11 protein-coding genes are annotated in these 11,798 nt (G+C 66.4%); 7 read left to right on the forward strand and 4 right to left on the reverse strand.

Annotation, left to right across the window (positions count from 1 at the left end):
* Nucleotides 1-4: 4 nt before the first annotated feature.
* Entirely contained in the window at nucleotides 5-1,384 is a 1,380-nt protein-coding gene (locus CRJ03_RS15930) for a 1-acyl-sn-glycerol-3-phosphate acyltransferase (RefSeq protein ID WP_104019855.1), read from the reverse strand.
* A 292-nt stretch (nucleotides 1,385-1,676) separates the two neighbouring features.
* Between CRJ03_RS15930 and CRJ03_RS15935 the strand changes: the two genes are divergently transcribed.
* On the forward strand, nucleotides 1,677-3,644 hold the full coding sequence (locus CRJ03_RS15935) for a protein meaA (protein ID WP_104019856.1): 1,968 nt from the start codon (nucleotides 1,677-1,679) through the stop codon (nucleotides 3,642-3,644).
* Nucleotides 3,645-3,671: 27 nt separating this feature from the next.
* Here CRJ03_RS15935 and CRJ03_RS15940 read toward each other — a convergent pair whose 3' ends face one another.
* Nucleotides 3,672-4,049, reverse strand: a complete 378-nt coding sequence (locus tag CRJ03_RS15940) for a DUF4168 domain-containing protein (protein ID WP_165375340.1) — start codon at nucleotides 4,047-4,049, stop codon at nucleotides 3,672-3,674.
* Nucleotides 4,050-4,231: 182 nt separating this feature from the next.
* Between CRJ03_RS15940 and CRJ03_RS15945 the strand changes: the two genes are divergently transcribed.
* Nucleotides 4,232-4,672 (forward strand): GNAT family N-acetyltransferase, encoded by a 441-nt coding sequence (locus CRJ03_RS15945; protein ID WP_104019858.1) that lies wholly within the window; start codon nucleotides 4,232-4,234, stop codon nucleotides 4,670-4,672.
* A gap of 12 nt (nucleotides 4,673-4,684) precedes the next feature.
* Here CRJ03_RS15945 and CRJ03_RS15950 read toward each other — a convergent pair whose 3' ends face one another.
* Nucleotides 4,685-4,873 (reverse strand): DUF1674 domain-containing protein, encoded by a 189-nt coding sequence (locus CRJ03_RS15950; RefSeq protein ID WP_104019859.1) that lies wholly within the window; start codon nucleotides 4,871-4,873, stop codon nucleotides 4,685-4,687.
* Nucleotides 4,874-4,941: 68 nt separating this feature from the next.
* Between CRJ03_RS15950 and CRJ03_RS15955 the strand changes: the two genes are divergently transcribed.
* Nucleotides 4,942-6,210 carry an RsmB/NOP family class I SAM-dependent RNA methyltransferase gene (locus CRJ03_RS15955; protein WP_104019860.1) on the forward strand — a complete coding sequence of 423 codons (1,269 nt, stop codon included), beginning with the start codon at nucleotides 4,942-4,944 and terminating at the stop codon, nucleotides 6,208-6,210.
* A gap of 141 nt (nucleotides 6,211-6,351) precedes the next feature.
* Here the strand turns inward: CRJ03_RS15955 and CRJ03_RS15960 are convergent, their stop codons facing one another.
* Nucleotides 6,352-7,074 (reverse strand): class I SAM-dependent methyltransferase, encoded by a 723-nt coding sequence (locus tag CRJ03_RS15960; RefSeq protein WP_104019861.1) that lies wholly within the window; start codon nucleotides 7,072-7,074, stop codon nucleotides 6,352-6,354.
* 261 nt (nucleotides 7,075-7,335) lie between these two features.
* Between CRJ03_RS15960 and CRJ03_RS15965 the strand changes: the two genes are divergently transcribed.
* The 4 genes from CRJ03_RS15965 to CRJ03_RS15980 are packed head-to-tail and all read left to right on the forward strand — an operon-like array spanning nucleotide 7,336 to nucleotide 11,785.
* Nucleotides 7,336-9,078 (forward strand): heparinase II/III family protein, encoded by a 1,743-nt coding sequence (locus CRJ03_RS15965; protein ID WP_104019862.1) that lies wholly within the window; start codon nucleotides 7,336-7,338, stop codon nucleotides 9,076-9,078.
* A gap of 47 nt (nucleotides 9,079-9,125) precedes the next feature.
* A complete protein-coding gene (gene purH, locus CRJ03_RS15970) occupies nucleotides 9,126-10,715 on the forward strand; it encodes a bifunctional phosphoribosylaminoimidazolecarboxamide formyltransferase/IMP cyclohydrolase (RefSeq protein ID WP_104019863.1) in 1,590 nt (529 codons plus the stop codon).
* A 9-nt stretch (nucleotides 10,716-10,724) separates the two neighbouring features.
* Nucleotides 10,725-11,195, forward strand: a complete 471-nt coding sequence (lspA, locus tag CRJ03_RS15975; RefSeq protein ID WP_104019864.1) for a signal peptidase II — start codon at nucleotides 10,725-10,727, stop codon at nucleotides 11,193-11,195.
* 50 nt (nucleotides 11,196-11,245) lie between these two features.
* Nucleotides 11,246-11,785, forward strand: coding sequence for a DUF3035 domain-containing protein (locus CRJ03_RS15980; RefSeq protein ID WP_104019865.1), 540 nt, complete (start codon nucleotides 11,246-11,248; stop codon nucleotides 11,783-11,785).
* Nucleotides 11,786-11,798: the final 13 nt, after the last annotated feature.

Consider the following 11,798-nt stretch of genomic DNA (forward strand, 5'->3'; position numbering starts at 1 on the left):
CTTGTCAATCCTCGCTGCACTCGCGAAAGAGGTGGGCGATAGAGGCCGCATAATACCGCACCATCGCGCGCTCTCGGGGCACGATTTGGACCTGGTCGTCCTCCTGCGAAACGATGCCGCGGTCGGTCAGCGCGCGCAGGCCGAACTGCGCCACCGCCGCCGCGCCGTCTTCGTCATCCTCTTCCGGACGAGGTATCGCCCGGGGCACCTGCGCAAGCATTCCGGCCACGGCCGCGTCGAGCGCCGCGCGGTCGAGCGTGCCACCCGCGCAGATGAGCGCCCGCGCGACGAGCGGCACCGGCAGTACTGGCACCTCGGCGCCGATCCGTGCCATCAGAGTCTCGGCCAGTTTTTCGACCCCCGCGCCGGGGTTGTCGCGCTCGAAAGCCGCAAGCGACAGCGGCCCGCCGAAGCTGACGGCGACGTGGCCGTGCCGGTGATAACGGCCCCGCAGCCGGAGCCAGACTTGCCGGAGCACGAACCGCGCCACCACCGAGATACGCGCCGGAAACCGCCGCGCGCCTCTCTCTGCGGCTGCGACCAGCAGCCGGTCCTCGAACACCCGGTCGTAATTGATCGCCACCGGCACGAACACCACGTCGCGTGCGTCCGGGCTGCGCTCTTCCACGAGGTATTTGAGCAGGCCCATCTTCGGTGGCTGCAACACGCCGGTGAGGCTCAGCCCGCCCTCGGGGAACACCGCCTGGGTCACGCCGCCGTCGGTCGCCAGCCCGACATAGCGCGCCAGCACCCGGCGGTAGAGCGCCCCGCGCGACCGGCGCCGGATGAAATAGGCCCCCATCGCCCGGATCATCCGTGACAGCGGCCAGACCCGTGCCCATTCGCCCACGGCATAACTGAGGGCCGAGCGGTCGGCAGCCAGCCACGTGACCAGCACGTAGTCCATGTTGGAGCGGTGGTTCATCACGAAGACCACAGTCGCCTCTCGGTCGATGCCGCTGAGCTTCTCGTCGAAATTCCCCAACCGCACCCGGTAGAGCGTCCGGCTCAGCACCCGCGCCGCGCGGATGGCAAAGCCGAAATAGAGGCTCGCACTGAAACTCGGGACGATCTCGCGGGCGTAGCGCCGGGCGCGCTCGAAAGCGACATCTTCGGGAATGCCCTCCGTCTGTGCCTCTGCTGTCACTGCGCGCAGCACCGCCGGGTCGTAGATGAGCCGCTGAATCATGTCATGGCGGCGGGCGAGCTTGAACGGCTCGATGGGCCGTTCCAGCCGCGCGTTGAGCCGCGCAACCGCGCGCTCCATCCGGCGACGAAAGAACCAGCGGACGGACGGGAACAGGAAATGGCTTGCGAAGGTGACGGCGGCAAAGGCCACCAGCAGGATCAGCGCCCAAAGGGGCATTTCAACCGTTTGCGCCATGCGGCCAGATAAGCAGGGAACGCAGCCTCGGTAAATGCCCCGTGCGTGTCGTTCGCACCCATTGTCGTCATCTGGCTTGACCGGACGATGTCTTGCCCATGAGGTTCGCGCGTCGAGTCCGAGGGTGACGGAGCAGGCGGCTCTTGCGCGCTCTTGCCGCGTTGCAGCGAATTGACAGCGTCTGTTTGTTGCCTTATCCCCGTCCCGAACGTAAGAAAATTGCGCAACCAATTCCCGAGGTCCGCCCATGTCGCAGACGCAGCAAGCCCCCAAAGGGGACCAGAAGACCGGCATGTCCGATCGCCAGGCCGATCGTCCGTGGCTCATCCGCACCTATGCGGGCCATTCGACGGCGCAGGCTTCGAACGCGCTCTACCGGTCCAACCTCGCACGAGGGCAGACCGGGCTTTCGGTGGCGTTCGACTTGCCTACCCAGACGGGCTATGACAGCGATCATGTGCTGGCGCGCGGCGAGGTGGGCAAGGTGGGCGTGCCAGTCTGTCATCTTGGCGACATGGAGACGCTGTTCGACCAGATCCCGCTGGATCAGATGAACACCTCGATGACGATCAACGCCACCGCGCCGTGGCTCTTGTCGCTCTATATCGCCGTGGCCGAGCGGCAGGGAGTCGACACGACCAAGCTGCAAGGCACGGTGCAGAACGACCTCATCAAGGAATATCTCAGCCGTGGCACCTATATCTGCCCGCCCGCGCCCTCGCTGCGAATGATCGGCGACGTGGCCGAGTACTGCTACAAGCACATCCCCAAGTGGAACCCGATGAACGTGTGTTCCTATCACCTGCAAGAGGCAGGCGCGACGCCCGAGCAGGAGCTGGCCTTCGCGCTCGCCACGGCCACCGCAGTGCTCGACGAGCTGAAACCGCGCGTCCCGGCAGAGGACTTCCCGGTGCTGGCCGGGCGGATCAGTTTCTTTGTCAACGCCGGTATCCGCTTCGTCACCGAGATGTGCAAGATGCGCGCCTTCGTCGATCTGTGGGATGAAATTTTGCAGGAGCGCTATGGCGTCGAGGACCGGAAATTCCGCCGTTTTCGCTATGGCGTGCAAGTCAACAGCCTTGGCCTGACCGAGCAGCAGCCGGAGAACAACGTCTACCGCATCCTCATCGAGATGCTGGCGGTGACGCTGTCGAAGAAGGCCCGCGCGCGCGCCGTGCAACTGCCCGCCTGGAACGAGGCATTGGGCCTGCCGCGCCCGTGGGACCAGCAGTGGTCGATGCGGATGCAGCAGATCCTCGCTTACGAGACCGATTTGCTGGAGTTCGACGACCTGTTCGACGGCAACCCTGCCGTAGACGCCAAGGTGGAGGCGCTCAAGGATGGTGCGCGCCACGAACTGGCGGGAATCGACGGCATGGGCGGGGCAGTGTCGGCCATCGAGTACATGAAATCGCGGCTGGTGGAGAGCAACGCAGACCGGCTGGGCCGCATCGAGGCGGGCGAGACCGTGGTCGTGGGCGTGAACAAGTGGCAGGAAGGCGAGCCCTCGCCGCTGCAATCCGAGGATGGCGGGATCATGGTCGTCGACCCGGGCGTCGAGGCCGATCAGATCGCCCGGCTTGACGCGTGGCGCGCGGCGCGTGACGCGGACGCGGCGGAGCGGGCGCTGGCCGATCTGCGCGCGGTGGCGCGGGAGGGGCGCAACATCATGCCCGCCTCCATCGCCTGCGCGCGGGCGGGCGTCACCACCGGCGAATGGTCCGCCGAGATGCGCGCCGTGCATGGCGAATATCGCGGGCCTACCGGCGTCTCGGCCAGCCCGTCGAACCGCACCGAGGGGCTCGACGATCTGCGCGAGGCGGTGGACGTGGTGTCTGGGCGGCTGGGCAAGCGGCTGAAGTTTCTCATGGGCAAGCCGGGGCTCGACGGGCATTCGAACGGGGCCGAGCAGATCGCCTGCCGCGCCCGCGATTGCGGTATGGACATCCGCTACGAGGGCATTCGCCTCACGCCCGAGCAGATCGTCGCCGCGGCAATCGAGGACGAGGCGCACGTGGTGGGCCTGTCGATTCTATCGGGCAGCCACATGCCGCTGATGGAAGAGCTGATGGAGCGGATGCGCGCCGCTGGTCAGGGCCACGTGCCGGTGATCGTCGGCGGTATCATCCCCGAAGAGGACGCCGCGCGCCTTCGCGAAATGGGGGTGGCGCGGGTCTACACACCCAAGGATTTCGAACTCAACACCATCATGATGGATATCGTCACACTTGCCGATCCAAGGGCGGTGGCGGCGGAATAATCCGCCGCCCTGCCTGGTCAGTCGGGATCACTGCTCGCGAACCTCGGTGATGCGCGCGATGATCCTCTGGTTGAGCGCGTCGCTCTCGCCCGCGGCATTGGCGATGGCCACGTAGCTGTCGAGATCCATGTTCTCGACCCCTTCCACGGCGGCCGCGGCGGCGGTGTTGGCTTCCTCGGCGAGCGCCTGCTGCTGTGCCTCGTCCTCGACCGCGTCAATCCGTGGGCCGTAATCCTTGCGCACCTCTTCCACCGCGAGAATGGCATCGACAAAGGCCACGACCTGCGCGTCGGTCACGTCTTCGGCGGCAACCTGCGGCGGTGGCGTCTGTTGCGCAGCAAGCGGCGTGGCGAGGGCGAGCGCGGTGGCACCCAGAATGCTGGCAAGTCGGGTTCTGAACGTCAAGATCGTCTCCTGTCTGTTATCGCTGTCGTCACCCTTCGCGGGTAACACTGCCCGTGACGTGCACGCTCGGGTCGCGGACGACAACCCATTGAGCAAAAAAATGCCGAGAGTCGCGGCATTTCCCGTTGCTGCGACGCGGGCGGACGGTGCAGGATGGGCGCTCTCGCGCGAGGAGCTGCCCCATGTCCCTGACGATCCGTCCCCTGGAGACCGGCGACAAGCCCGCCTGGGTGCCGCTCTGGCGGGCCTATCTCGATTTTTACGAGACCACGTTGCCCGATGCTGTCTATGATGTGACGTTCGCGCGGCTCACCTCGACCGACCATCCAGACCAGAATGGTCTGATCGCGCTCGAGGACGGGCGCGCGGCAGGGCTGGTGCATTTCATTTATCATCCGCACAACTGGCGGATTGAGAAGGTGTGCTACCTGCAGGACCTCTTTGCCGCCCCCGAGGCGCGCGGACGCGGCGTGGGACGGGCGCTGATCGAGGCGGTCTATGCGCGTGCCGACGCGGATGACTGTCCCTCGGTTTATTGGCTGACGCAGGATTTCAACACGAGGGCGCGGCAGCTTTATGACCGGATCGGCAGGCTCACGCCTTTCATCAAGTACAGCCGTTAGACCGAATCGGGCTCAGAAGTCGATGGCGAGGCCCTTCTTCTCCCAATCGCCGTAGCGCACAGGTTCGAGCCCCTCGCGCCGCCCGCCAAGTTCGGGTGGCAGGTTGGGATCGCCGGCGGCCTTGCGGCGGCGTTCCTCGGCTTCGGCAAGCGCGCGCTGGGCGGCGGGCGGCAGATCGCGGGGGTTGTCGTCGGTGCTCATGCTCGGCCTTTCCCATCCTGGTCGGGCTTGATATATCGCGCCACCTGCCAAAGGCCAAGGATTTGACCATGCCTGCCTCCCCCTGCTCTGCCCGCGCCGCGGCCGCGCGCCTGCTCGACCAGGTGCTGGGCGAAGGGCGGCTGATGTCCGAGGCACTGGCGCAGGGCACGCTCGACGCGCTGCCAGCCGCTGACCGGGCGCGCGCGCAGCGGCTGGCAATGGAGACGTTTCGGGGGCTGGAACGCGCCGACCGGCTGATTGCGCGACACACCCGAAAACCCCCGCCCTTGCCTGTGCGCAATGTATTGCGGCAGGCGGTGAGCGAACTGGCGCAGGGCGGCGAGGCGCACGGTGTGGTGAGCGAGGCGGTGGCCATCGTGGGGGCGAGCGCCCGGCACAAGCGCCTTTCAGGCATGGTCAACGCGGTGCTGCGCAAGCTGGCGGACGAAGCCCCGCGCGTGTGGAGTGACCTGCGCGTGCCGCGCCTTCCCGGCTGGCTGCGCGAGCCGTTGGTGGCGGCCTGGGGCAAGGGCGCGGTCGCGGCGATGGAGCGCGCGCATCTGGCGGGCGCACCGCTCGACCTGACGGTGAATGGCGATGCCGCACACTGGGCCGCGCGGCTGGGCGGTGAGGTGCTGCCGACGGGGTCGGTGCGGCTGCGCGAGGCGGGGCAGGTGACGGCGTTGCCGGGCTATGACGCGGGTGCGTGGTGGGTGCAGGATGCCGCGGCGGCGATGGCGGCAAAGGTGCTGGCCCCGCAGCCCGGCGAGACGGTACTCGACATGTGCGCCGCGCCTGGCGGCAAGACCCTGCAACTGGCAACAAGCGGCGCGGCAGTGACGGCGCTCGATATATCGGCGCGGCGAATGGAGCGGGTGGCGGACAACCTCGCGCGCACCGGGCTGAGTGCGACCGGCGTCGTTGCCGACGCGCTGACGTATGAGGGGTGCTATGACGCGGTGCTGCTGGACGCGCCCTGTTCGGCTACCGGCACGATAAGGCGGCACCCCGATCTTCCCCACGCCCGCGACGGCGCCGGGATCGGCGAGCTGATCGGGATGCAGGCAGCAATGCTCGATCACGCGCTTTCGCTCCTGAAGCCTGGCGGGCGGCTGGTCTTCTGCACCTGCTCGCTGCTGCCCGACGAGGGGGAATGCCAGGTGGACGAGGTGCTCGCGCGGCACGCCGATCTGGTTGTGGATCGCGCCGCGCTCGACCTGCCGGGGATCGAGCCGGGATGGATCACCGAGGAGGGTGGGCTGCGCCTGCGCCCGGACTACTGGCCAGAGCGCGGCGGCATGGACGGCTTCTACATCGCCTGCCTGCGGCGCGGGTAGCGGAGTGGTAGTGAAGGTGGAGCTAGCTCGTCGCGAAATGCAAAGGAGCCAACGGCAAACCATCTGCTCATGGTTTGGCTTGCACCACGGCTGATCCTTGCGTCCTCCCGCAATAGCACTATTGCTGAGCCAACTGGTTCGTCAGTTCCCATCCTTGCCCGCAAAAACCGAAGTCCGTCCCCGGACCTGGAGCGCCCTGCGAGAGGCTTCGACGTTGCCGTTTTTCGAGACCAGTGACGTGGGCGGCTCCTTTTGCTCCAGCTTTTCTATGGCAACGATGGAATCATAAAAGCGCACCGAGTTGAGCTCTCTGGCCATGTCCTGAAAGGGGAACAACGCGTCCTGGTCGGTATACCAAGAGTGCATCGTATCTATGAGCCTCTTGGAATATTCAATGAAACTCGCTTCGTTCCGGTAGCCGCCGCCAAAGCCCGGCCAGTAGCTGGTGTGGCAGTCTTCCACCATGTAAAGCCCCCCGTTCGTCAAATGCTGCCACAGGCTCTCGAAGCTGGCGATCTGATGAGCGCAGACGTGGCTGCCGTCATCCAGCACGACATCAAAGGGGCCAAGTTCTCCAGCCAGCGAGGTCAGAAATTCCGGGTCTGCCTGGTTGCCGATCCGCACGTTGGTCCCTTCAATTTCAAACGCTTTGCAGGCGGGATCAATGTCGATGAAAGTGAGTCTGCTGCCATCCGGGAAATAGTCCTTCCACATCGGAATGGAGCCGCCCTTGAATATCCCGATTTCCAGAAAGGATATCGGCTGTTTCAAGAAACGTCCCATCTCGCGTTCATAGACTTGGAAGTAGTGGTGCCATTTGGTTAGCGCGCGGTCGTCCGTCTTCTTCAGGTGGTCTATTAGCATGGGAAATCCTGCTTTCGTGGCAGCGCGACAATAACACTCGTGTCTGCGGGGGATGAAGGGAAAATGAAAGTCCGGTGTGAATGGCGGCCTTGCCTCGCGCCATCTGCCTACCTGATCGAAGAGCGCAGGTTCAGTCCTGGGCCGCTCGCTCTTCGGGAAGACCGCAAAAGTCAATCATCAGAGCCGCATTCCGCCGGTGACTTGGGCGCGCAGCCCCATTATAGTGCTGCCACGAGCGCCGCAAGAAGCGTGCAGAGGCACATGTCGCATTCCGAATCCCTGTCCGCGCGCTGGGCGCGCCTGAGAAACTGGCTGGCCGCGCGGCGGGCGGGGCGCGGCCAGCCGGTGACCGCCTTCGTGTCGCAGCCCGAGCCGCGCAGCATCGGCTACCTCGCGCGGGGGCGGCAGCTTTGCGCGGGGAATTTCGTCTTTGCGGGCCATCTCGTGGAGGCCCCCGACACGATGATCTGGGACATCGTCTCGCCGGACGCTGATTTCGCCGCCGAGATGCACGGATTCGGCTGGCTCGACGATCTCGCGGCGGCGGGGGATGCTGCGGCGCGTGCCAAGGCGCAGGCGTGGCTCATGGAATGGATCGCGCGCTACGGGCGCGGGCGCGGGCCGGGGTGGACGCCGGACCTCGCGGGTCGGCGGCTCATCCGCTGGATCAGCCACGCGCTGTTCCTCATGCGCGGGCAGTCGTCGGAGGAGTCCGAGGCGTTCCTGCGCGCGCTGGCGCGGCAGGCGCGGTTCCTGTCGTGGCGTTGGCAGGCTGCGACACCGGGGCTCAAGCGTCTCGAGGCGCTCACCGGGCTGGTCTTTGCCGGGGTGTCGCTCGAGGGGATGGCGCCACTTGCCGACGAGGCACGGGCGGCGCTGGCGCGCGAATGCGCGGCTTGCGTCGATGACGAGGGCGGCATTCCGGGGCGCAATCCCGAGGCGTTGCTGGAGGTGTTCACGCTGCTGACATGGTCGGCGCTGGTGCTGAGCGAGAACGGGCGCACTGCGGCGGACGCGCATTGGCGTGCGGTGGAGCGGATCGCGCCGTGCCTGCGTGCGCTGCGCCATGCCGATGGCGGGCTGGCGCGGTTCCACGGCGGCGGAAAAGGCCTCGACGGGCGGCTCGACGCGGCACTGGCGGCAAGCGGGGTCAAGGGACAGGCGCGGAGCGGGCGCGCGATGGGTTATGCGCGGCTGGCGCGCGCGCGCACGAGCGTCATTATAGATGCTGCGCCACCCGCAATGGGGGCTGCCGCCGACGAGGCGCATGCCTCGACGCTGGCATTCGAGCTCACCTCGGGACGGCGGCCTCTGATCGTGAATTGCGGCTCTGGGGCGAGTTTCGGCCCCGAGTGGCGGCGCGCGGGGCGCGCGACACCGTCACATTCGGCGCTGGTGGTGGCGGGCGGGTCGAGCGCCCGGCTGGGCCGCGACCGCCGCCATCCCGGACGGCTGGAAGAAGTGCCGCGCGACGTGCCGGTGCAGATGTCGCGCGCGCCCGACGGGGTGCGCTTCGAGGGCGGGCATGACGGGTATCTACGCAGCCACGGACTGATGCACGTCCGCAGACTCGACCTGTCTGGCGATGGCCGGGCGCTGGTGGGCGAGGACATGCTGCTGGCACTGGAGGACGATCACAAGGCGCGATTCGACCGCGCGCTCGATGCCACGCGCCTGCATGGCGTGCCGTATGACATCCGCTTTCACCTGCACCCGGACGTGGAGGCATCGCTCGACATGGGCGGTGCTGCAGTGTCGCTGGTGCTGCGCAGTGGCGAAATCTGGGTGTTTCGGAGCGACGGCGTGGCCGCTTTGGCCTTGAACCCGAGCGTCTATCTTGAAAAAACGCGGCTCAAGCCGCGTGCGACACGGCAGATCATTCTCTCGGGTCGCGCGACGGGCTATGCGACCCGTATCCGCTGGTCACTGGCCAAGGCGCAGGAAACCCCCGTCGGCATCCGCGATGTCACGGAGGAGGCGCTCGACCCAGTGGCTGAGGAGTGATCCGCCGGACTCCCGTTCGGCATCCATTTTGACAGGACACACAACCGATGACCGATCTCGCGCCCGTGACCCGCGCCCTTCTCTCCGTTTCCGACAAGACCGGTCTTGTCGATCTTGGCCGCGCGTTGGCGGAGCGTGGCGTGGAACTCGTCTCGACCGGTGGCACCGCGCGCGCCCTGCGCGAAGCTGGGCTCGCGGTGCGCGACGTGGCAGAGGTGACCGGCTTTCCCGAGATGATGGATGGGCGCGTCAAGACGCTGCACCCGATGGTGCATGGCGGGTTGCTGGCGCTGCGTGACAACCCGGGTCACGTAGCGGCGATGGAGGCGCATGGAATCGTGCCAATCGACCTCCTGGTAGTCAATCTCTACCCGTTCGAAGAGACCGTGGCCAAGGGTGCCGATTACGATACCTGCGTGGAGAATATAGACATCGGCGGCCCGGCGATGATTCGTGCGGCAGCCAAGAACCATGCGCATGTGACCGTGGTGGTGGATGTCGAGGATTACGACAAGGTGCTGGGCGACATGGATCAGCATGGCGGCGCGACCTGCCCTAAATTCCGCCGCAAGCTGGCGCAGCGCGCCTACGCGCGCACGGCGGCCTATGACGCGGCGGTGAGCACCTGGATGGCCGAGGCCATCGACGAACCCGCCCCGCGCCGCCGCGCCTTTGCCGGGACGCTCGCGCAGGTGCTGCGCTATGGCGAGAATCCGCATCAGAGCGCCGCGTTCTACACCGACGGCTCCGATCGCCCCGGCGTGGCCACTGCGCGGCAGGTGCAGGGCAAGGAGCTGAGCTACAACAACATCAACGACACCGACGCCGCCTTCGAGTTGGTCAGCGAATTCGCGCCTGAAGACGGCCCCGCCTGCGCCATCATCAAACATGCCAATCCCTGTGGCGTGGCGCGTGGCGCGACGCTGCTCGACGCCTACAAGAGCGCCTTCGACTGCGACCGCACCTCGGCCTTCGGCGGTATCATCGCGCTGAACCATTCGCTTGATGCGGCAACGGCGGAAGAGATCGCCGGGATTTTCACCGAAGTGGTGATTGCACCCGGGGCCGATGAGGCGGCAATGAGTATTTTTGCCAAGAAGAAGAACCTGAGGCTCTTGCTGACCGGCGGGCTCGCCGATCCGGCGGCGCCGGGGCGGATGATCAGGCAGGTTTCGGGCGGCTACCTGGTGCAGGACAAGGATGCGGGACGCCTGAGCGCCGATGATCTGCGGGTGGTGACGAAGCGGGTGCCGACGGATCGTGAAATGTCGGATATGCTATTTGCCTGGACGGTGGCCAAGCATGTGAAATCCAACGCCATCGTTTACGTTAAGGATGGCGCCACGGTCGGGGTCGGCGCGGGCCAGATGAGCCGTGTGGACAGTTGCCGCATCGCCGCGCGCAAGGCGCGTGACATGGCCGAGACGCTGGGATTGCCCGTGCCGCTGACCGAGGGCAGCGTAGTGGCGTCGGACGCGTTCTTTCCCTTCGCCGACGGGCTGATGACGGCCGCCGATGCGGGGGCCACTGCGGTCATCCATCCCGGCGGGTCGATGCGCGACGACGAGGTGATCGCGGCGGCGGACAAGGCGGGGCTGGCGATGGTGCTGACCGGTCAGCGCCATTTCCGGCACTGAGGCGGGCCGATGCGCACTGTTTTCTGGGTGGCCTTCTGGGTCTTTCTGCTCGACCAGGCCACGAAATACCTCGTGGTCCACATGCTCGATCTGCGCAGTCTGGGATGGATCGAGGTCTGGCCACCGTTTCTCAACCTGCGCATGGCGTGGAACACGGGAATCAATTTCGGGATTCTCTCTGATCACGGTGCGGTCATGCGCTGGGCGCTTATCGCCGTGGCGCTGATGATCGTGGCGGCGGTGCTTTGGTGGGTTCATACCGAGCACCCCGGGCGGCTGCAGCGGTTCGCGGCGGGGGTGCTGGTGGGTGGCGCGCTGGGCAATGTCGTTGACCGGTTGATATATGGCGCGGTGGCGGATTTTCTCAACATGTCGTGCTGTGGCATCGACAACCCGTTCGCGTTCAATGTGGCCGATTTGGCGATCTTCTCGGGTGCCTTCGGCATTGTGTTGCTGCCCGGCACGAAAAAGCCCTCGTGACCTCGGCGGACGCATGCGGTAAACCACCCCAAAGCGCAAGGAGTGTGGCTATGTGGATGCCGCGGAAAACCGTTCTGACGCTGTTGGCTGTCGTAATCGTGGCGGGCTGTGGAGGCGCGCGCGACGACGAGGTGTCGCTCAGGAAGATCAGGCACAAGGGCAACGGACCGGACGAGTTCTCGATCATACCCGGCAAGCCGCTGGAAATGCCCGAGGACGTGGCCGCGCTACCCGAGCCGGTACCGGGGGGGGGCAACCGCACCGATCAGGACCCGGTTGCCGACGGGATCGCGGCGCTGGGCGGGAACGCGGGCGCGCGGCGTACCGGGGCGCCCTCCGCGGCCAATGCCGGACTGTTGACCCATGCCGCGCGGTACGACCGGGATCCGGCGATCCGCCAGACGCTCGCCGCCGAAGATCGCGAGCTACGCCGTGACTACGGGAACGTGAACATCCTGCGCATACTGCCCTCCGACGATTACACCCAGGCCTACAAGGACCAATGGCTCGATCCCTATGCCGAGGAGCAACGTCTGCGCCGCAGAGGCGTGCGCACCCCGGCGGCACCGCCGGCGCCCAGGGATCAGTGATCGCCGCTTGAAA

The sequence above is a fragment of the Roseovarius nitratireducens genome, assembly GCF_002925845.1.
In the GTDB taxonomy this organism is placed as follows: domain Bacteria; phylum Pseudomonadota; class Alphaproteobacteria; order Rhodobacterales; family Rhodobacteraceae; genus Roseovarius; species Roseovarius nitratireducens.

Coding starts and splice junctions, on each gene's coding strand:
- CRJ03_RS15955 (WP_104019860.1), top strand. CDS start 4,942: ATGCCTGCCTCCCCCTGCTCTGCCCGCGCCGCGGCCGCGCGCCTGCTC.
- CRJ03_RS15930 (WP_104019855.1), bottom strand. CDS start 1,384: ATGGCGCAAACGGTTGAAATGCCCCTTTGGGCGCTGATCCTGCTGGTG.
- CRJ03_RS15960 (WP_104019861.1), bottom strand. CDS start 7,074: ATGCTAATAGACCACCTGAAGAAGACGGACGACCGCGCGCTAACCAAA.
- CRJ03_RS15980 (WP_104019865.1), top strand. CDS start 11,246: ATGTGGATGCCGCGGAAAACCGTTCTGACGCTGTTGGCTGTCGTAATC.
- CRJ03_RS15935 (WP_104019856.1), top strand. CDS start 1,677: ATGTCCGATCGCCAGGCCGATCGTCCGTGGCTCATCCGCACCTATGCG.
- lspA (WP_104019864.1), top strand. CDS start 10,725: ATGCGCACTGTTTTCTGGGTGGCCTTCTGGGTCTTTCTGCTCGACCAG.
- CRJ03_RS15950 (WP_104019859.1), bottom strand. CDS start 4,873: ATGAGCACCGACGACAACCCCCGCGATCTGCCGCCCGCCGCCCAGCGC.
- purH (WP_104019863.1), top strand. CDS start 9,126: ATGACCGATCTCGCGCCCGTGACCCGCGCCCTTCTCTCCGTTTCCGAC.
- CRJ03_RS15945 (WP_104019858.1), top strand. CDS start 4,232: ATGTCCCTGACGATCCGTCCCCTGGAGACCGGCGACAAGCCCGCCTGG.
- CRJ03_RS15965 (WP_104019862.1), top strand. CDS start 7,336: ATGTCGCATTCCGAATCCCTGTCCGCGCGCTGGGCGCGCCTGAGAAAC.